Here is an 18,389-nt window from a genome sequence, read left to right as displayed (position 1 = left end):
GAGAATATTGCGCGCAGGCGCCGAGCGCGATCGGAAGAAACAGCACAGCGGCCTTGCGGGCCCAGTTCCGGGATGCAGACATGATCACACTCACACGCTATTCGTACCGCGACCTAAGAGCAGAACCGCTAAGAAATCGTTTGCCCTGATTGTTCCGTCGCATTCAACCGCGACGGCATCAAGACGGGATTGCGGCGCCGAGCCGCCAATCGAGCCGCAAATCAGAGACGCTAATCCGGAGTCCAATCATGCCAGGCATCAACGGTCGCTTCGACGGCAAGCGCGTGCTAGCCGATCTCAATGCGCTGCGCGCGATCGGCGCCTACAAGACCGGCGTGCACAAGCCGACATTCTCGGAACCGCATCTGCGCTCGCTCGACTGGCTCGCGGCGCGCCTGCCCGACGCGGATCTTGTCGCGACGATCGACGGCATCGGCAACGTGCTCGGCACCAGCGCGAAAGCAGGGCCGAAGCTGCTCGCGGGCTCGCATCTCGAAAGCCAGAACCATGCAGGCTGGCTCGATGGGCCGCTTGGCGTGGTCTATGCGCTGGAAGCCGCGCGCGTCATCAACGGCGATCCCGGCATCAACGGCGCGGTCGAAGTCGCCGCATGGTGCGACGAGGAAGGTCATTTCGGCAGTTTCCTCGGCAGCCGCTCCTTTGCCGGCGCCGTGACCGAAGCCGATATCGATGCGGCGCGCGACCGCTCCAGCGATCGCACCATGCGACAGGCATTGCGCGATGCAGGCTTTGCCGGCCGCCCGCGCCTCAACGCCGAAGCCGGCCGCCATATCGGCTATCTCGAAGCGCATATCGAGCAAGGCGACACGCTGGAAAGCAGCGGGCTCAAGATCGGCGTCGTCACCTCGATCGTCGGCATCTGGCAGTATCGCATCAATTTCACCGGCGAGCAGAACCATGCCGGCACCACGCGGATGGCGGTGCGCCGCGATGCGGGCCTGGCGCTGGCGCGATTCTGCGTCGCGATCGACGACAACTTCCCTGCCCTCTGCGGACCACGCACGGTCTGGACCACCGGCCGCATCACGCTCGACCCCGGCGCGCCGAGCATCATCCCAGGCGGCGCCGAGATGCTGTTCCAGATCCGCGACGACAATCCCGAAGTGATCGCACGGCTCGAGGCGCAGTTGCATCGGATGGCCGACGAGGCCACCGCACACGGCCGCTGCGGCGTGAGGGTCGAGCGCATCCGCACCGGCGTGCCCGCGATGATGACGCCTGCGTTCCAGGACACGATCGAGGCCGCGAGCGCAGCCTGCGCCGGAGGCAAATCCATCCGCATGCCGAGCGGCGCCGGCCATGACGCCCAGGTCCTCGCCACCCTCATGCCGGCGGCGATGCTGTTCGTGCCGTCGATCGGCGGGATCAGCCATCACTGGAGCGAGAACACCGACGACGCCGACATCGTCACAGGCGCCGAGGTGTTCGTCGAAACCTGCCGGCGGTTGCTGGCCGGCTAGTCGCCTCGTCACGACGCCGCGTTCAGGTCGGGCCGCCCCGGTTGCCGGATCTGAGCGAAGCCAGCGCGTGCGAACTTTGTACCGTCCCTCTCCTCGCGGTGAAGAAGACGTACAGCAAGCAAATGTCGATCAGGATCGTGGCGGCCATGACGCCATAGGCCCATGGGCTTTCCATCAGCTTCACTTCGATCAGCACGCGTGACAGGCCAAATCCAACGACCCACGCATCAAAGCTCATGCAGATCCGGCGAAACGTCTCGGCATCCAGCCGCCGGATCAGCCAGGCACCAAGCGGTATGCCGACGACGACGCAGGGAACGAGCACGAACAGGATGCTCCGGCTCTCCTCGATGAACAGACCGAGCTTGTAGTACGCGATCGCAGTCAGACTGGACTCCGTCACCCGGACGAGAGCGAGACCGGCCCGAAACTCATCTTTGACGAGGCCCTGATTGTTGAAGAGGATCGCCAGTGGCGGTCCGGAAATGGTCGTGACCGAGTACAGGACGCCAAGCGTCGTGCCGAAGGGCAAACCGACCAGCCATTTCGACTGGATCGGCTTCCGCCAACCGGCCGCCTGCAGCAGGATCAGCGGCAGGATGATCGAGTAGGTGGCGAATTTGATCCAGCCGGGCTGAAGCGACGTCAGGGCAAAGGCTCCGACCGCGATGCCGGGCAACATGCCGATGAGGATCGGGAATATGCGTCGCCACACGGCTGGGACGCCGCTCAGGTTGATGCAAAGAACGTAAAGGTTGACGAAGACTTCGACGATGACAATCGCGGGATTGAGAACGCGATTGGTGTAAAACACGAGTGCGACCGGCACGGTGAGCGACGAGAACCCGTACCCCAACGCACCGTTTACAAAGGCCGCAAACAGGGCGCTTACGGCAAGAACGATCACAGCAGAATCAATCGAAGGCATCTCTGGCTTTTACCGGATCAGTCACTGCCCGCTGTACTATAACCCAACGAAGGGAACGCGGTGCTCGAAACTTGCGGCGGGCCTTGCGAGGCACCCTGTGCTCGCCGCGACAGCGCACGCTCCGTTCGCCCAGCGAAGAGGCAGACGCCACGCCCGCGCAAGTTCACCGCAATTTGTGGATCGGTGATGCCGTCGTGGCGTAGGCGGCGGTGCCGGGGCGCCGGTCCGCCGTCAGGAACCGTCCGGCAGCCCCTACTCCGCTGATCTGATCGAGGCCCGTACCGGTAGGTTTCGGCCGCGCTTTCGCGGGCCCCGTGGCATATTGGACACGAGAACGGCGCCAGCCGAACCGATTCCGCCAATCGTCCATTTGCAATCCGCTGAACTTGCTGCCATTTCTTCAAAACGCATCGCTGTGGTGCCATTGAAGGGGCCCGTTCGGCTCATGTTGTTGCTCGAGTCGCTTCCGACTGTGATCGGCGCCGCCGCCATCGCACCCGCACTGCTGGTGTTATGGCTGGTGATTGCCGCCGACGAGCGGCCCGGACCGCCGGTGCAGGTATGGCTCGCCTTCGTGCTCGGCGCGGCCAGCATCTCGCTGCTGGGCCTGGCCCGCATTCCCTTCAATCCGCTGCTGGCCATTCCCGACAATCCCTGGGCGACGCAGGGGGTGCGGGCGTTATTTGGCGTCGCGGCGCCGGAGGAGATCGTCAAGGTCCTCGTCATCGTCGCCATCTCGACGCGGCGCCGCGCCTTCGCCGATCCGATGGATACCGTGGTGTATGGCGCGGCGGCCGGCCTCGGCTTCGCCGCCTATGAGAACCTCGCCTATCTGGTCCAGCACAAGGACATGTGGCGCGCGCTCGCGGCGTTGCGCAGCGTGCTCACCGTGCCGTTCCACGGCGCGCTCGGCATCATCGCCGGCGCCTATCTTGCGATCGCGCGCTCGGGCGGCGCGCTCGGCGCCTACCGGGGTCATCGCGACTGGGCGCGGATCTCCAACTGGGCGCTGGTGCTGGTCGCACCAGTCCTGCTGCATGCGGCGTTCGATTTTCCGCTGCTCGCACTCCAGCGCATTCCCGATCTCAGCTCGACCGCGCACCTGCTGCTCGGTTCGGCCAGCGTGCTGATCGGCTTCTCTTCGATCGGGTTCGCAGTCCGCCTGGTGCACCGCCTCGGCAAGCATCATGCCCCGCGCACCGACATCGCGCGCGAGCGGCTGAGCCAGTTGCGACGGATGTGGGCGCTGCTGCTGATCGGCGGCGGGACAGGCTTTGCCGGCGTCTCCTTCCTGCTCACCTCGCTGCACCATTGGTATGTCAATCCCGAGCGCAACGCCTCGTTCATCCTGATCCCGATCGGCTTCACCTCGATCCTGATTGGCCTGGCGCTGCTGATCGCGACCACCGCCGTCTACTTCCTCGGCCGCAACCGGATGCGGACCGCCGCCGAGGGCTTTCCGTCCGCGCCAAGCCAGAGCTAGGATACGCCGCACGCTCGCAGATCCGGAGAGCCGCGATGACCCTGTCCAACGACCTCGACAAGTTGCGATCGGAGATGCAGGCCGCGGTCAAGGCGCATTGGAAGGCCTTCCTGTTCGAGGGCATCCTGCTCGCGATCCTGGGCATTGCGGCGATGATCGTGCCGACATTCGCCAGCCTCGCCGTCACCATCTTCCTTGGCTGGATGTTCCTGATCTCCGGCATCGGCGGGCTGATCGTGACGTTCTGGGCGCGCAACATGCCGGGCTTCTGGTGGTCGCTGATCTCGGCGGCGCTCGCCGTGCTGGCCGGCATGGTGCTGCTGGCGCGCCCGATGCAGAGCGTGCTGACGCTGACCATCGTCATTGGCGCCTATTTCGTCGCCGAGGGCGTCGCCACCGTCATGTACGCGCTGGAGCATCGCCGCGAATTGTCGGGACGCTGGTCCTGGCTGTTGATCGCCGGCCTGATGGATATCTTGGTCGCCTTCTTCATCATCGCGGGCCTGCCGGAATCGGCGGGATGGGCGATCGGCCTCCTGGTCGGTCTCAACCTGATGTTCGGCGGGGCGACCCTGATCGGGATGGCGTTGGCCGCGCGCAACACCTGACGGCGAACCGCGGCGGGCTTGTATTTGGGGGGGTGACAGCCCCAAATCCCTGGGCTATAGAGCCGCCCCATGATCACCGTCGCCACCAGCTATTTTTGGTACTTTAGCTACGACAGCTCGCTGGCGGCAGGAGGATCGCGCTCAATCTGAAGAATTGCAGCAAACGTCCAAAACAAGCCGCCAGACCTGGCGGCTTTTTTGTGCCGGCAGGTCCCGAAAAATCCAAAGGAGCCAGCCGTGTTGAGTACGACAGACGATCTTCGCATCAAGGAACTGAAGGAACTGAATACGCCCGAAGAGGTGATGCGGGAGGTCCCGCGCACCCTGACGGCGACCCGCGTGGTGATGGGCGCCCGCAACGCCATCCACGCGATCCTCAATGGCACCGATGACCGCCTGCTGGTCGTTGTCGGCCCCTGCTCCATCCACGATCCCGCGGCGGCCGTCGATTATGCCGAACGTCTCGCCGGCCTGCGCGAAGAGCTCGCCGACCGCCTCGAGATCGTGATGCGGGTCTATTTCGAGAAGCCGCGCACCACCGTCGGCTGGAAGGGGCTGATCAACGATCCCGATCTCGATAACAGCTTCGACATCAACAAGGGCCTGCGGCTCGCCCGCAACGTGCTGTCGGCGGTGAACAATCTCGGCCTGCCGGCCGGCACCGAATTCCTCGACATGACGACGCCGCAATACATCGCCGATCTGGTCTCCTGGGCTGCGATCGGCGCCCGTACCACCGAGAGCCAGATCCATCGCGAGCTGGCGTCCGGCCTGTCCTGCCCGGTCGGCTTCAAGAACAGCACCGACGGTGGCGTGCGGATCGCGGCGGATGCGGTGAAGTCGGCATCGCACCCGCATCATTTCATGGCGGTCACCAAGGGCGGCCGTTCGGCGATCGCTGCGACCAGCGGCAACGAGGACTGCCACGTCATCCTGCGCGGCGGCCGGGTGCCGAACTATGATGCCGCGAGTGTCGATGCCGCCGCCGCCGAGCTCGGCCGCGCCGGTGTCGCAGCGCGGCTGATGATCGACACCAGCCACGCCAACAGCAGCAAGAAGCCGGAGAACCAGCCGGCGGTTGCCGCCGACATCGCGCAGCAGGTCGCGAGCGGCGAACAGCGCATTATCGGCGTGATGATCGAGAGCAACCTTGTCGCGGGACGCCAGGACGTCGTGCCGGGCAAGCCGCTGACCTACGGCCAGAGCATCACCGACGGCTGCATCGACCTCGATGCGACGACTGACGTGTTGAAGCAGCTGGCCGATGCCGTCGACGCAAGGCGCCGCGTGCGGCGCGACGGCCTGCAGGAGCGCTCGGCCTGACGCGGCCGAACGGATTGAGCGTTGCCGGCGGGGCGCATATCGCGCTCCGCCGGTCTCTTCCGTGGCCTAGCAGCCGCGACAGATGCTCTTGATCTTCTTGTCGAGCGCAGCATCTTCCTTGTTGGCCTGGCTGTTCGGATCGCTGATGCTCTTTTCGTTGCCAACGTCGCCGCGGCGCGGCTGACGATGTCCGACCGGCGCATCCGGCACGCCCGTATTCTTCTGCATGGAGGACGATCCGCCCTGTTGCTGCGCCAAGGCCAGGGACGTTCCAAGCTGGGGCGCTCCGACCGCAACAATCATCAGAGCCGTCAACAAAACAGTCTTCCGCATCTCGCCTCTCCGCTTCTCAACCCTATTGCGCCCGTTCCGGCACCCCAACGCTAGCACAGTTGCGTCGTCCCTGCGCTGCGCAATCCTGAACCTTCCGTATATCGGCCATGGCGCCAAGGAGCCATATTCCGGCGGCGACCAGCGCCACAAAGAAGCCGAACATCACAGCATTTTCGACGCTGCGGTTGCCCTTGTCCTCGGGCGGTTCCTGCCGTCCGTCCCCGGCCCCGCCCATCGCCGGCTCACGATTGCGGCGGATAAATATGAACATCCCCGCAATAATCGACGACACGGTACCGCCGTTCCACGGGATCTTCACGATCGCGGGAAACCGGCTGCGACAAATAGGTCGGCCCGATCGGCGCCTTGCCGTAGCCGCCGGGAACGTCGAGCACATAGTCGGGCTGGCACAGCCCGGAGACGCGTCCGCGCAACGCCCTCATCAAGTCCTGCCCGGTCTCGATCGTGGTGCGCAAATGCGCGGTGCCGGGCGCAAGGTCGCCGTGGTGCAGGTAGTAGGGCTTGATCCGGCACTCGACGAAGGCGCGCATCAGGGCGGTGAGCGTCGCGGCATCGTCGTTGATGCCGCGCAGCAAGACCGACTGGCTCACCAATGGAATGCCGGCGTCGGCAAGGCGAGCGCACGCCGCGCGGGCATTGGCGCCCAATTCACGCGGATGGTTGGCGTGGATGGCAACCCAGGTCGCAGCCCCCTCGACCCGCAGCGCCGCGATCATCTCCGGGCTGATGCGTCCGGGATCGGCGATCGGAACACGGGTGTGGAGGCGGATGATCTTCACATGGTCGATACCGGCGAGATCGGCCATGATCTCGGTCAGCCTGCGCGGCGACAGCATCAATGGATCGCCCCCGGTCAGGATGACCTCCCAGATATCCGGATGGCTCCTGACGTAATCGAGCCCCGCGCGGTAGGCGTCGTCCGACAACGCCGAGGCCTTGCCCGGCCCGACCATTTCGCGCCGGAAACAGAACCGGCAATAGACCGCGCAGACATGCACCAGCTTGAACAACACCCGGTCCGGATAGCGATGCACGATCCCGGCGACCGGCGAATGCGCGTCGTCGCCGATCGGATCGGCGTTCTCGCCGGGCTGCTCCACGAGTTCGTCGGCGCTCGGGATGAACTGCCGCGCGATCGGGTCGGCGGGATCCGCCGGGTCGATCAGCGCGACGAGCTCCGGCGTCACCGCGACGGCGTAGCGCGCCGCCACCTGTTCGAGCTCGGCAAGAGCGTCGACGGGCGCGAGGCCGGCATCGATCAGCTCGCGCGGCTGGCGCAGCGTCGCCGCCAGTTTCGGATCGATCCTGTTCATGGCTCTCCTGCAGGCGGCATCCAGACCACCTGATCAATTCGTGGCGCGCCGCTCGCCAGCATCACCAGCCGGTCGAAGCCGAGCGCGACGCCGCTGGCTTCCGGCATCTGGCCGACCGCGGCAAGGAAATCGTCGTCGAGCGGATAACGCTCGCCGTAGCGGCGGGCCTTCTCGTCCATCGCTGCGGTAAAACGATGGCGCTGCTCGGCCACATCGGTCAACTCGCCAAAGCCGTTGGCGAGCTCGACCCCGCAGGCATAGACCTCGAAGCGCTCGGCTACGCGTGGCTCGCCTGCCTTGGTGCGCGCCAGCGCGGCCTCGGGCGACGGGTATTCGAACAGCACCGTCAGGCGGCCCCGTCCGAGATTGGGCTCGACATGCTCGACCAGCACCTTGCTGAAAATGTCCGACCAGGTGTCGTCATCGGCGATCCGCACCCGCTCGCGCGCGGCTGACGCCAGCGCCTCGCGGTCGCCCTCGCCGCCCGAGATCGTCGCCAGCAGGTCGATGCCGGCGAAGTGCTCGAAGCCTGCGGCAACCGTCAGCAGCTCCGGCTCGGCAAAGGGATCGGCCACCTTGCCGCGGAATGAAAACCGCCCGATCCCGGTCGCCTGCGCCGCATGGGCGATCACGACGATCGTGTCGGCCATGATGGCGTCATAGCCGGCATTGGCGCGGTACCATTCCAGCATGGTGAATTCGGGCAGATGCAGGTCGCCGCGCTCGCGATCGCGGAACACCCGCGCGAACTCGTAGATCTTCGGCTCGCCGGCGGCGAGCAGCTTCTTGCAGGCGAATTCCGGAGAGGTGCGCAGGTAGCGCGTTGCCTGCGAGCCATCGGCCTGCCTGAGCTCGGTCCGCGGGGCGTGCAGATGCGTCTCGTTGCCGGGCGAGATCTGCAGCACGGCAGTCTCGACCTCAGCAAATCCCTGCTCCTCGAACCAGGCCCGGAGCGCCCGCGTGATTGCGGTCCGCGCCTGCAGGAACGGCCTGCGATCGGCGTAGCGCTGCGGCGTCCACCACGGCGAGGGCTGATCATGTGCGGTCATCGGCCGGCCGCCCCGACGGCTGCGGATTCAACATCAACAAGCCGCCGCCTCCACTTAAGATTGGACTGCAAATGCCTGATTCCAAACAGATACATGATCCACACGGCCTTGGCCTCCGCGCCACGCGGCGGAGCTGATCCCTTTCTTGTCGAAAGATGCTGGCGTTGTCCATGCGCAGCCTCGGCTGAACCTGAACGGGTGGTCCAGCGTCCCACACCCAGTTCAACTGGAACGGATCAAGCCATGTTCCGCCGATTGCGAGCCGCTGGATGCACATTGCTACTTGGGCTGGCCCTACTCGCGCCGGCCAACGCCGACGGCCCAGGAAAGCAGTTCAAGCGCGTCACCGATGCACCCACGTTCACCTCACCGGACGGCAACATAAGCCTCGAGCAATTCGCGCGCGACATGGGCGACGATGGCCTGCTGTTTCAGTTCTGGACCTTTGACCGTGCCCACAAGCACGCCGCTCTCCTGAACGCGGGCGAAACTACCGATCAGGCCGGATATCGGGCCGGCTTCCGCTTCAGCCCGGACAGCCAGTGGCTGGTGCGAATGCAGAAGATCGGCTCCGGCACTCACACCCTCCACCTCTACAAACGGAACGGCGACCGGTTCGCACCGGCAACCGCGAAGCCGCTCGGCGATGCCGCCTGGGACTATTTCTTCACCCAGCCGGCCGCCACGGGCGTTCGGCACGATCCCGACGATCCCTATTCGCTCGACCATATGCGGGTCGGCCTGATCAAGGGGCTCGAGGACAACTATGCCTGGCTCGGCCAGCACTGGCCGGACAACCGCTATCTGGTCCTCGGCCTGTCGTTCGACATTCAGGGGGAAGAAACACCGTTTCCCTGGGTCGAAGACTGGCGCTGCCTCTACGACCTGACGACCGGCACATTCTTGGTCCCCGGGAGCTTCGCCGAGCACAACCAGAACGCACTGAAAATACCCGATCCGGCCCGAAAATAGCGCCTGATGGCACCGGCGGAACGGTTGGCAAACTGCCGAATTGGGCCGCAAAAGACTGGCATCTCAGGGACAAATCAGTATGTTGCAGCCCGAAATCGCCGCCACGGCCGAGGGGCTGCCGGTCCGGTTTGCGCCCCCGCTTCTCAAATTCAGGAAGACACCTTTGAAAGTCATCGCCAGTTCCATCCGCAAGGGCAACGTCATCGAGCAGGACGGCAAGCTCTATGTGGTCCTGTCCGCCGAAAACATTCATCCCGGCAAGGGCACCCCGGTCAGCCAGATCGAAATGCGCCGCATCGGCGACGGCGTGAAGGTCTCGGAGCGCTACAAGACCACCGACCAGGTCGAGAAGGCCACCGTTGAGGACCACAACTACAACTACCTCTATGAGGACGGCGACGGCTTCCACTTCATGAACAACGACAACTACGACCAGGTCCAGGTCTCCAAGGAGATCGTCGGTTCGTCTGCGCCGTATTTGCAGGAGAACATGACCGTGAAGCTGTCGATGCACGATGGCAATCCGGTCGCGATCCAGCTGCCCCAGCGCGTGACGCTGGAAGTCGTCGAGACCGAGCCCGTGACCAAGGGCCAGACCGCCTCGTCGTCGTACAAGCCGGCCGTGCTGTCGAACGGCATCCGCACCGGTGTGCCGCCGCATGTTTCCACCGGCACCCGCATCGTTGTCATGACCGAGGACGGTTCCTACGTCGAACGCGCCAAGGATTGAGCGGAAGGACTGAGCGGCAACGCGCGGTGACGTTCGGCATGAACCATCGCTGCGCATCAGGTTGTTGTTTAAGCTCAAACTTTCCGGAAAACTGCTACACACTTTTCCGGAACTTGCTCTAAAATCTCTCGCGATCAGGCATGACCCGGGGGGTGCAGTGAACAGGACGATTGTCAGCTTCATCAGTTGCTGGCTGGCAGTCCTGCTCTTGCCTCCTCCCGGCGCTCATGCCGACGAATTCCGAACGCCTTCGATCTCGGCCATGCGGGTCGAATGGCGCGCCGTGCTCGACCAGCTCCGGCAAGAGATCGCCACCCGCCCGGCCATCGCCACCAGCTTCACATTCGCCGGACAGCGCCGCGTCCCGGCCACCGATCCGCGCGCGATGCCCGCGCTGGTGCAGCTGAACGCGGTGACATCGCCGCTCTTCCCCGGCATTGCGCAGAGCCCGATCCCGGTGCTGCTGCCGTTCGACCCCGCAAGCTTTCTCGATGCGCAGCAAGGCGGCACGCCGGACGGCCTGCCGGTCGCACGCTACCAGGCCGACTTCCGCGCGGCCGATGTCTTCCATGCCGGCGCGTCCGGCTATGACGCGGTGTTCTCGCTCGATCCGGGCGCCAGCGACGGCATGCCGCCGCGGACGTTCACAAAGCCGGTCGAGGTGCAGATCTCGGGCTCGATGCTGGTCTACGACCTCGCCGACCGACTCGGCGGCAAGGGTGAACCGGTCAAGACGCTGGCCACACAGTTTCCGGACCTGCGCCGCTTCATCCGCGAGGGCTATGTCCGCTATGCCTTCACCCGCTTCGGGATCCCCTACGTCGTCTCGATCCAATGCCTCGATAGTGCACCGCGGCCGAAGCGGCTGGCGTGCCGCGAGGCCTACCCGGTCGCCGAGCGCTTCCTGAAGGCGTTGCGCATCGCCGGTGGCCGGCCGTCACGGCCGCGCAGCGACACCGCCTCCGACATCTCCGAGCGGCCGATCACGCAGTCGGCCGATTTCACCTACCGCCCGAGCGGTGACATCATCGCGGGCAGCGGCGGCCGCAGGCAGCCAGGCGGCCACGCCGACGTCACCGTCTATTCGCAAATCCGCTTTCCGCTTGCTAAGGCACCGGCCTTCGCACATTCGCAGTCCTTTCCGAAGCGCGGGCGGGTCGACGAGTACCCCTGGCAGGACAATTTCTGCGAGGCGCGCAGCTTCGAGGTCGGCCAATGCGCCAGCGGCTTCGGCCATCAGGGCCAGGACATCAGGCCCGGCGCGTGTCCCGTCGACAGCAAGGATGGTTGCGACCCCAGGCAGCAGGCTGTCGTCGCCGTGCGCGACAGCATCGTGATCCGCTCGGCGCAGCAGCAGGCCGTGACATTGCAGGTCAACACCCGCACCGAGCACGTTCGCTTCCGCTACATGCACATGAACCCGTCGGTGATGGATGCCGACGGCCTGCTCAACGGACGCCGCCTCAGCGAGGGTGAGAAGATCGGCGTGGTGTCGAACTATCTCGACCATCCCAACGGCACGTCACGGCATCTGCATTTCGACGTGCAGGTGTTCACGCGCGACGGCTGGCTCTGGGTCAACCCCTACACCACGCTGGTGTCGGCCTATGAGCGGCTGATCCGCGGCCGCGGCCGCGAGATCGGACCGGAGCCCGGACCTGCGGCCGCCGTGGCGCATGCCCTGCCCGACGACGTCGTGCATCGCATCGACACCCAGGAAGGCGGCGGCAATTAGCGCGCGAACGGCGACGGCTATTGTTGCCGGCGGCCGTAGGAGACCGGATACGCGGCCGACCGCGCCTCGATCATCGGATCCTGCACCTCGATGCCGGACGGAAGCGCGTTGGGCAGGAACAGCAGTTGGCGCTCGGCCGCGTCGCTGTCCTGGACAGCCTTCGTGATCGAAATCATCCCGAGTTCGACAGTCTGGCGGGTGTCCGGCCAGGCAATTGACGGATCGTCGAGCTTGTCCTCGGCCGCGGCGACCTGAAGCAGCATCCTGAAACTGACCGGCGCTTGCGCGACCCGTGCCCGGATCTCCGTGCTCAGATAGTCGGCCGCTCGCTTGGCCGCCTCCGCGTCGCTCAGGAAGTGCGCGCCCGCCACCGGCTGGAATTGATAGCGGCCGTAGGTGACCTTGCCGGCGCTGTTGACGAACTTGAACGTGTTGACGCCAAAATGCGGCAGCGTGCCATAGCTCTCCGGCGCCGGCTTCGGCGCAGTCAGGAACGCCTTAGCGACCGGGTGCGTCGCCAGATATGTGTCGAGCGGCGTCGGCTTGGCTGCATTGGCACCACTGCTTCCCAACGCAACCAGCAAATCGCGAAAGTCGTCCGCGGTGGGTGACGGAAAGCCGTTGAACGAGTGAGCGACGATGTCGCTGTCGCTGCCATCAGGCAGCTTGAACTTGATCGCGAAGCCGCGCGGACTGGCCAGTTCGTGATTGTCGGGAATATCGGGAATCCCGGCAAAGTCCGAGAAGCGCACCGTTATGGGCACCGTCGTGCTCTGCAGATGCGGCGCCTTGCTGACGCTTGATGCTTGCGCAGCCGGCGTGAACGTGCCCTCCAGCACAATGCCCTTGGCATGCACCGCGCGCGCACCGGGATGCTTGCCGAATACGCCGTTCAAGGCATCGACCAGTTGCTCCGGCGTCGACGTCTGGGCAGCCGGCGCGCCGGTCGTCGTCTGGGCGCCGGCGGCCCCCGTGAACCCCAGAGAGATCGCGAGCATGAAGAACGGCAAACTGCGAGGCATGATCAGACTCCAAAGCAAATGAAAACGAGATCGCCGTCTCGCGGCTTCGTTGCCGCGAGGTGAGTACATAGCGAAACACACGCAAGATCGAACGGACCGAAACGCCGCGTCCGGGGCTACTTCAGTTCGCCGGTGATGAACTGCGCGCGCCCCATGCCGAACGACCAGTCCTCATCGTCATTGATCACGAAGTTGATGACGAGATCGCTCGGCGCGATCCCGCAGGCCGACGACAGCCGCTCGGCGAGCACGCGATAGAAATCCAGCTTCAACGCCTTGTCGCGCGGACGGCTGGTCAGCTGCAGCATCACCAGTTTGTCGGTCCGGCCAATGCCCAATCCGGTATCGAGGGCGACGACGCGAGATCGCGGATGAACGTGCACGACCTGATAGCGGTCGCGCTGCGGCACGCGGAGGGTTTCGACCAACACCTCATGGGTGACATCGAGCAGCCGCTGGACCTCGGCATCGCTTCGTCCCTCGATCAAATCAAACCGCAGAAACGGCATGTTGATGGCTCCTTGCCCAATTTTCCGAGGTCCTAAGCTTCGGTGCAACTGCCGGCGATCAGTTGCCACCGCATAGCGAACCGACCAGACTGGAGGCGATCCAATCTGCGTCAGTTTCAATGTTTCGAAATGTCACGAGCGATCGCAGCCCTCGGTTCCACCCATCAGGCAAACCGAGCTGCTCTCGTCCGACTTGCTAGACTAAAGCACGCAGCTGGGCCGTTGGATAATGATTATCCGAGATGGTTGCGATCTGAATCCCAGATCACGTCTCGTCGATGCGCCGAAGTGAGCAAGCCGATGGCCGGCGCGTCCGCTTACTTCTTCCAGGGCGCATCGCCGCGTGCGGCAGCGGCCGCGAAGACGCCCTGCTCGTAATCGATGAAGGCGCGTATCATCGCGCGATAGGCGGCTTCCGCAACTTTGGGCGACAGCCCGTCCGCTTCCGCAAGCGTCATCGCCTTCTTCACGACGGCCTCGGCGCGCTCGGGCGCCTCGACCTGCGCCGGGTTTGCCTTGAAGCGGGCGGCCTCATGGACGTAGCGGCCGCGCTCGGCCATCAGGCGCACGATCTCGCGGTCGAGCCGGTCGATGTTGCTGCGCACCTCGCCAAGCGTCTTGCAGCAGGCGCCATTGTCGACGGTAGGACTGCCCCAAAGCGCCGGCGCGTTGGTTGCGGGTTCCTCGGCCCACGCCACGGCGGGAATCAGAATCGTCAACAGAACCACCGGCAATCGCATCGAACGCCTCCCAGGCAGAGCGCACACCCGGCGATTGTTATGCCGATTTTGTGCGCCGATGGAAGCCACGATGGCGGGATCCATCTCGCGGCTGCCTTGGCGCGATCAGCCGATGTCCATTGCAGCCAGCACCTCACCCACCTTCTTCTGGGCGTCCGGAGGCAGCGGCAAGATCGGACGCGGTGGCTCGGCCGCGCAGATCCCTCTGAGATTGGCGATCGCGTAAACGACGCGCAGGCTCGAGAAGGTCTTGAGCAGCTGCCAGACCGGCTGCAGACGCGCATCGAGTTGCCGCGCCCTGGCGGCATCTCCACTTGCCACGGCGCGGACGATCTCGATGCAGACCTTGGGGAAAATTCCTGCAAGGACGCTGTACCAGGTCTCGCCGCCCGCCAGCAGCGCCTCGGCGCAATTCCAGTCGGCGCTGTAACCCAGCGAGAAGCCGCCCGGCACCACGGCCCGCAGTTCAGCGACATGGCCCGCCAAGGCAGACGCGTCCAGCGCGGGACTCTTCACCGCAATAATCCCCTCCACGCGACTCAAACGGCCGATCAAGGCCGGTGTGAATCGGAAATGCGTGGTGCCCGGATTGTCGTAGATGCAGATCGGCAATTTGCTTTCGCGCGCCACCGTTTGGAAATGCTCGAAGACCTCGTCATCCGTGAGGGGCGTATAGGACACCGCCGCCAGCAGGCCGGCCGCCGCGCCGGCATCACGCGCATCCTGCGCCAGCCGCACCGCTTCGTCGGTGCGCAGCGCGCCGACGCCGACCAGGATCGGCGTTCTGCCATCCGCGAGGGCGGCAGCCGCCTGCACCGCCCGGCGTCGTTCATCGCGGCTGAAATACGGATATGAACCGGTGCTTCCGAGCAGCCCGATCGAATCCACCTTTGCGGCGATCAAGGGCTCCAGCAAGGCGCGGAGAGCGCCCGCATCGACCTGCCCGTCTCGAGACGAGGGCGTGATCGGAAAGGCGGAAAGCCCCTTGAGATTGACCATCGATTGCTCCTGTTCAGTAACCGCCGCGCGAACGGCGAAATCGCATTCCGGCCGTTGCCGCCGCGCCATCAATCGCCGCGCGCAATACCGCTTGCAAGGTCCAGTTTGCTGCGGACTTCACGGCAAACTGGTCCGGTGCTCGACGGATCCCGCGATCCGCGGGATTGCGCGGGCTGCGGTTATTCGAGCATCGTGGTCAGCTGCGCGCCTTCATCCGCGACGAACACTGCGATCAGCTCCGCCGGTTCCGTGATGCTCGCATTCGCCGAGACCATGTGGGTCGAGCCCGGCGGCTCGAAGAAGGACTGGCCGACCTTGAAGGTCTCGACCGGCCCGCCGCCGAGCTGGGAGCGGATCTCGCCCTTGGTGATGTAGGCCGTCACCGAACCAGAGTGACGATGCGGCGGCGTGAAGCCGCCCGGACCGTAGAACACGCGCACCACGGTGACGCGCTTGCCCGGTACGTTCGGCAACGCATGCGAGGTGATGACCTCGACCTTGTCGAGCGGCGATGCCGCATTCGCACTGGCGCATAGCGGCGCGATCACCGAGGCAATCGCGTCCATTGGGGTCGGCAGCGACCTGCCGATCACGAAGGCCGAAGCAAGTCCCGCGATTGCGGCCAGCAAGACCGGCCGCGGCGGCCTCACGAATGCAAGAGATGGTGTCATCGCCATCGAGGTCATCGGTTGTTCTCCCCTGCTCTTGAAATCGTCTCACGACGCCGCAGCGGCGGCCCGCTGCCGGCGCGGCGGCGGCGTCCAGCGATAGGCTGCGCCGAACCGGTTCCAGACATTGATCGAAGCGATCGCCGAGGTCAGGTAGGTCAGCTCCTTTTCGGAGAATTCGGCGCTGGCCTCGGCATAGACCTCGTCGCTGACGCCATTCGGCAAGGTCGTCAGCGCCTCGGTCCAGGCCAGCGCGGCACGCTCGCGCGCCGAGAACTGCGGCACCTCGCGCCACACCACGACGAGGTTGAGCTTGTCGACGGGCACGCCGAGGCTCTCGCCCTGCAGGATGTGATACTGCACGCAGAAGGCGCAGCCGTTGATCTGCGAGGCGCGCAGCTTGACCAGTTCGAGCAGCTGCTTGTCGAGACCTGCCTTCGCCGCGAACTGGCCGAGGTCACGCACGACGGCGAAGACGTCGGGGGCGAGCTTCTCGAAGTCGGTGTATTCCTTGCGGGCATGTGACATCGGCTTGGCCTCATGTTATCAGTGTACTGATATATTATCAGAGCTCTGATATTGAGCAAGACGAGGCATTCGCGAAGGCAACATGGCGGCAATGCAGAAACGAGGGAAATCCGGCTCAGCCGAGCGGCGACCGGCGGGGAAAGCGGCGCCGGGCAAGGTCGCGATCGGGGCGGAAGCAGACGCCCTGCCCGCCCGCGCCATCCCGCCGCCTGGCGAAGGCAAGCGCGGCGAACAGGGTTATCTCGCCTATCTGCTGCGCCAGGCGCATGCAGCCTCACGGCTGTCGATGGAGCGTCAGCTGGGGAGCCTCGGCGTCACCTCGCCGCAATTCGTGGTGCTGACTATGCTGAAGGCGTATCCGGGCCTTTCAGGCGCCGATCTGGCCCGGGTGGCGCTGCTGACGCCGCAAACGGTCAGCGTGATCATCCGCAACCTCGAGCGCGACGGCGCGATCCGCAAGACGCCGCATCCGGTCCACGGCCGGGTGCTGCAATGGAGCCTGACCAGCCATGGAACCGCGCTGCTGGATAAGTGCCGGCACATCGCCCAGGCCCAGGAGCGCCGGCTCGCCGCCGGCCTCGATGCCAAGTCGGAACAGGTGGTCCGGCAATGGCTGTCAAAAATCGCCACAGATTTGCAGGATAGCTAGTTCTTGCGGCGTCATGACTTTGGCCTGTCCGGAAGGCGCCGCTAGACTGGATGTATGAAACAGCTTGATTCTCCGAATTCCCTTGCGCGCCGCGCCGTCTTGAAGGCCGGGCTCGCTGTCGGCGTGACGCTTACCAACCCGTTCGGCGCGCTGGCCGCGGCGCCTCCGGGCTTCGACCAGTGGCGCGACAATTTCCGCGCCCGCGCGTTGGCAAAGGGCATTTCGGAGGCGACATGGAATCGCTGCATGGCGCGGGTCGAGCCCGACATGAGCGTGTTCAAGCAGATGCGCAATCAGCCGGAATTCCACGAGCAGATCTGGCAGTACATCAACCGCCGCGTCTCCGACTGGCGCATCATCCACGGCCGCGAGGCGCTAAAGAAGAACGAGGCGCTGTTCGCCAGGATCGAGCGCGACTTCGGTGTCGAGCGCGGCACGCTGCTCGCGCTGTGGGGCGTCGAGTCCGCCTATGGCGATCCGCTGGTGCAGCAGAACCACATGACGCCGGTGTTTCCCTCGCTTGCCGCACTCGCCTGGAACGAGCCGCGCCGCAAGGCCTATTGGGAGACCGAGCTGATCAACGCGATGAAGATCGTGCAGCGCGGCTGGAGCACGCCCGAGGAGATGAACGGCTCGTGGGCCGGCGCGATGGGCCATTCGCAGTGGATGCCGGAAGTCTGGCTCAATGTCGGCTTCGACTATGACGGTGACGGCAAGGTCTCGCCGTTCGGCCGGCCCGACGACGCGCTGGGCTCGACCGCGAAGTACCTCGTCAATCGCGGCAAGTGGCACCGCGGCGAGCATTGGGGCTACGAGGTGCGCGCGCCCGGCGGCAATGCCAGCGGCAGCCGCAGCTACGCAGCCTGGGCCAGCGCTGGCGTCGTCAGGGCCGACGGCCAGCCGTTCCCGCAGCCGAATGCATCGGCGCAGCTCTGGATTCCCGTCGCCGGCGGTCCAGCCTTCCTGCTCGGCCCGAACTTCAACTCGGTGAAGAGCTACAACCCGTCGATGAACTACGCGCTGGCGATCTGCCATCTTGGCGATCGCTGTCTCGGCGGCCCGCCGTTCATCCAGCCCTTCCCGGGCTCCGAGCGCGCGCTGACGCTGGCCGAAGTGCAGGAGATGCAGACACGGCTGACCAAGGCCGGCTTCGACACCGGCGGCACCGACGGCCGCGTCGGCAACGACACCATGCAGGCGATCAAGGATTTTCAGATCAAAGCCGGCCTGCTACCCGCCGATGGTTACGGCGGGCTCAAGGTGCTGGCGCGGTTGCGGCAGGGCGGCTGACCGCCGTC

At 65.2% G+C, this 18,389-nt stretch carries 20 protein-coding genes; 9 read left to right on the top strand and 11 right to left on the bottom strand.

All coding sequences use genetic code 11. The features are described 5' to 3' along the window. The first annotated feature begins 248 nt into the window (after positions 1–248). Entirely contained in the window at positions 249–1,481 is a 1,233-nt protein-coding gene (locus tag QMZ05_RS25955; RefSeq protein ID WP_353703334.1) for a Zn-dependent hydrolase, read from the top strand. Positions 1,482–1,503: 22 nt separating this feature from the next. Here the strand turns inward: QMZ05_RS25955 and QMZ05_RS25950 are convergent, their stop codons facing one another. Then, a complete protein-coding gene (locus tag QMZ05_RS25950; RefSeq protein WP_353703333.1) occupies positions 1,504–2,409 on the bottom strand; it encodes a sulfite exporter TauE/SafE family protein in 906 nt (301 codons plus the stop codon). Between the two features lie 445 nt (positions 2,410–2,854). Here QMZ05_RS25950 and QMZ05_RS25945 point away from each other — a divergent pair, with 445 nt between their 5' ends. From QMZ05_RS25945 to QMZ05_RS25935, 3 genes are all read left to right on the top strand, one after another. Then, a complete protein-coding gene (locus QMZ05_RS25945) occupies positions 2,855–3,892 on the top strand; it encodes a PrsW family glutamic-type intramembrane protease (protein WP_353703332.1) in 1,038 nt (345 codons plus the stop codon). Positions 3,893–3,927: 35 nt separating this feature from the next. Next, positions 3,928–4,500: an HdeD family acid-resistance protein gene (locus QMZ05_RS25940; RefSeq protein ID WP_353703331.1), complete on the top strand. Its 573-nt coding sequence runs from the start codon at positions 3,928–3,930 to the stop codon at positions 4,498–4,500. A 237-nt stretch (positions 4,501–4,737) separates the two neighbouring features. After that, complete coding sequence (locus tag QMZ05_RS25935) at positions 4,738–5,823, top strand: 3-deoxy-7-phosphoheptulonate synthase (RefSeq protein WP_353703330.1); 1,086 nt, start codon at positions 4,738–4,740, stop codon at positions 5,821–5,823. A gap of 66 nt (positions 5,824–5,889) precedes the next feature. Here QMZ05_RS25935 and QMZ05_RS25930 read toward each other — a convergent pair whose 3' ends face one another. From QMZ05_RS25930 to epmA, 4 genes are read right to left on the bottom strand one after another with little or no spacing between them, the layout of a single operon-like run. Next, complete coding sequence (locus QMZ05_RS25930; RefSeq protein WP_353703329.1) at positions 5,890–6,156, bottom strand: hypothetical protein; 267 nt, start codon at positions 6,154–6,156, stop codon at positions 5,890–5,892. A 22-nt stretch (positions 6,157–6,178) separates the two neighbouring features. Continuing rightward, positions 6,179–6,427: a hypothetical protein gene (locus tag QMZ05_RS25925; protein WP_353703328.1), complete on the bottom strand. Its 249-nt coding sequence runs from the start codon at positions 6,425–6,427 to the stop codon at positions 6,179–6,181. Further along, on the bottom strand, positions 6,399–7,490 hold the full coding sequence (locus QMZ05_RS25920; protein WP_353703327.1) for a lysine-2,3-aminomutase-like protein: 1,092 nt from the start codon (positions 7,488–7,490) through the stop codon (positions 6,399–6,401). The genes QMZ05_RS25925 and QMZ05_RS25920 overlap by 29 nt, the downstream gene beginning before the upstream one ends. Then, positions 7,487–8,539, bottom strand: coding sequence for an EF-P lysine aminoacylase EpmA (gene epmA / locus QMZ05_RS25915; RefSeq protein WP_353703326.1), 1,053 nt, complete (start codon positions 8,537–8,539; stop codon positions 7,487–7,489). The genes QMZ05_RS25920 and epmA overlap by 4 nt, the downstream gene beginning before the upstream one ends. Before the next feature lie 243 nt (positions 8,540–8,782). On the opposite strand from epmA, the gene QMZ05_RS25910 reads away from it, so the two are divergent. The 3 genes from QMZ05_RS25910 (at position 8,783) to QMZ05_RS25900 (ending at position 11,976) form a co-directional block, all read left to right on the top strand. Next, positions 8,783–9,511: a hypothetical protein gene (locus QMZ05_RS25910; RefSeq protein WP_353703325.1), complete on the top strand. Its 729-nt coding sequence runs from the start codon at positions 8,783–8,785 to the stop codon at positions 9,509–9,511. Positions 9,512–9,674: 163 nt separating this feature from the next. Beyond that, the gene (gene efp, locus QMZ05_RS25905) at positions 9,675–10,241 is read left to right on the top strand and encodes an elongation factor P (RefSeq protein WP_106326324.1); all 567 of its coding nucleotides are present in this window, start codon (positions 9,675–9,677) and stop codon (positions 10,239–10,241) included. Between the two features lie 157 nt (positions 10,242–10,398). Further along, entirely contained in the window at positions 10,399–11,976 is a 1,578-nt protein-coding gene (locus tag QMZ05_RS25900) for a M23 family peptidase (protein ID WP_353703324.1), read from the top strand. 17 nt (positions 11,977–11,993) lie between these two features. On the opposite strand, the gene QMZ05_RS25895 is transcribed toward QMZ05_RS25900, so the two are convergent. The 6 genes from QMZ05_RS25895 to QMZ05_RS25870 form a co-directional block, all read right to left on the bottom strand. Then, entirely contained in the window at positions 11,994–12,998 is a 1,005-nt protein-coding gene (locus tag QMZ05_RS25895; RefSeq protein WP_353703323.1) for a catalase family peroxidase, read from the bottom strand. 116 nt (positions 12,999–13,114) lie between these two features. Beyond that, positions 13,115–13,507 (bottom strand): tautomerase family protein, encoded by a 393-nt coding sequence (locus QMZ05_RS25890; RefSeq protein WP_353703322.1) that lies wholly within the window; start codon positions 13,505–13,507, stop codon positions 13,115–13,117. A gap of 317 nt (positions 13,508–13,824) precedes the next feature. Then, positions 13,825–14,247, bottom strand: a complete 423-nt coding sequence (locus tag QMZ05_RS25885; protein ID WP_353703321.1) for a chorismate mutase — start codon at positions 14,245–14,247, stop codon at positions 13,825–13,827. 105 nt (positions 14,248–14,352) lie between these two features. Beyond that, entirely contained in the window at positions 14,353–15,246 is an 894-nt protein-coding gene (locus QMZ05_RS25880; protein ID WP_353703320.1) for a dihydrodipicolinate synthase family protein, read from the bottom strand. Between the two features lie 179 nt (positions 15,247–15,425). Then, positions 15,426–15,932, bottom strand: a complete 507-nt coding sequence (locus QMZ05_RS25875) for a cupin domain-containing protein (RefSeq protein ID WP_353703319.1) — start codon at positions 15,930–15,932, stop codon at positions 15,426–15,428. 30 nt (positions 15,933–15,962) lie between these two features. Next, a complete protein-coding gene (locus QMZ05_RS25870) occupies positions 15,963–16,442 on the bottom strand; it encodes a carboxymuconolactone decarboxylase family protein (RefSeq protein WP_353703318.1) in 480 nt (159 codons plus the stop codon). Between the two features lie 82 nt (positions 16,443–16,524). Here QMZ05_RS25870 and QMZ05_RS25865 point away from each other — a divergent pair, with 82 nt between their 5' ends. Beyond that, positions 16,525–17,091, top strand: coding sequence for a MarR family transcriptional regulator (locus QMZ05_RS25865; RefSeq protein WP_353703317.1), 567 nt, complete (start codon positions 16,525–16,527; stop codon positions 17,089–17,091). A gap of 54 nt (positions 17,092–17,145) precedes the next feature. Then, positions 17,146–18,381, top strand: a complete 1,236-nt coding sequence (locus QMZ05_RS25860; RefSeq protein WP_353703316.1) for a lytic murein transglycosylase — start codon at positions 17,146–17,148, stop codon at positions 18,379–18,381. Positions 18,382–18,389: the final 8 nt, after the last annotated feature.

It is taken from the genome of Bradyrhizobium sp. INPA03-11B (assembly GCF_040446015.1).
Lineage (GTDB): Bacteria > Pseudomonadota > Alphaproteobacteria > Rhizobiales > Xanthobacteraceae > Bradyrhizobium > Bradyrhizobium macuxiense_A.
The sequence above is the reverse complement of the archived record's forward strand: the minus strand, read 5'-3'. Positions and strand labels throughout refer to the sequence as shown.

Bases quoted from the DNA above. Each gene is read 5' to 3' on its own strand.
- QMZ05_RS25955 (WP_353703334.1), top strand. From the start codon at position 249: ATGCCAGGCATCAACGGTCGCTTCGACGGCAAGCGCGTGCTAGCCGAT.
- QMZ05_RS25950 (WP_353703333.1), bottom strand. From the start codon at position 2,409: ATGCCTTCGATTGATTCTGCTGTGATCGTTCTTGCCGTAAGCGCCCTG.
- QMZ05_RS25945 (WP_353703332.1), top strand. From the start codon at position 2,855: ATGTTGTTGCTCGAGTCGCTTCCGACTGTGATCGGCGCCGCCGCCATC.
- QMZ05_RS25940 (WP_353703331.1), top strand. From the start codon at position 3,928: ATGACCCTGTCCAACGACCTCGACAAGTTGCGATCGGAGATGCAGGCC.
- QMZ05_RS25930 (WP_353703329.1), bottom strand. From the start codon at position 6,156: ATGCGGAAGACTGTTTTGTTGACGGCTCTGATGATTGTTGCGGTCGGA.
- QMZ05_RS25925 (WP_353703328.1), bottom strand. From the start codon at position 6,427: ATGTTCATATTTATCCGCCGCAATCGTGAGCCGGCGATGGGCGGGGCC.
- QMZ05_RS25920 (WP_353703327.1), bottom strand. From the start codon at position 7,490: ATGAACAGGATCGATCCGAAACTGGCGGCGACGCTGCGCCAGCCGCGC.
- epmA (WP_353703326.1), bottom strand. From the start codon at position 8,539: ATGACCGCACATGATCAGCCCTCGCCGTGGTGGACGCCGCAGCGCTAC.
- QMZ05_RS25910 (WP_353703325.1), top strand. From the start codon at position 8,783: ATGTTCCGCCGATTGCGAGCCGCTGGATGCACATTGCTACTTGGGCTG.
- QMZ05_RS25895 (WP_353703323.1), bottom strand. From the start codon at position 12,998: ATGCCTCGCAGTTTGCCGTTCTTCATGCTCGCGATCTCTCTGGGGTTC.
- QMZ05_RS25890 (WP_353703322.1), bottom strand. From the start codon at position 13,507: ATGCCGTTTCTGCGGTTTGATTTGATCGAGGGACGAAGCGATGCCGAG.
- QMZ05_RS25885 (WP_353703321.1), bottom strand. From the start codon at position 14,247: ATGCGATTGCCGGTGGTTCTGTTGACGATTCTGATTCCCGCCGTGGCG.
- QMZ05_RS25880 (WP_353703320.1), bottom strand. From the start codon at position 15,246: ATGGTCAATCTCAAGGGGCTTTCCGCCTTTCCGATCACGCCCTCGTCT.
- QMZ05_RS25875 (WP_353703319.1), bottom strand. From the start codon at position 15,932: ATGACCTCGATGGCGATGACACCATCTCTTGCATTCGTGAGGCCGCCG.
- QMZ05_RS25870 (WP_353703318.1), bottom strand. From the start codon at position 16,442: ATGTCACATGCCCGCAAGGAATACACCGACTTCGAGAAGCTCGCCCCC.
- QMZ05_RS25865 (WP_353703317.1), top strand. From the start codon at position 16,525: ATGGCGGCAATGCAGAAACGAGGGAAATCCGGCTCAGCCGAGCGGCGA.
- QMZ05_RS25860 (WP_353703316.1), top strand. From the start codon at position 17,146: ATGAAACAGCTTGATTCTCCGAATTCCCTTGCGCGCCGCGCCGTCTTG.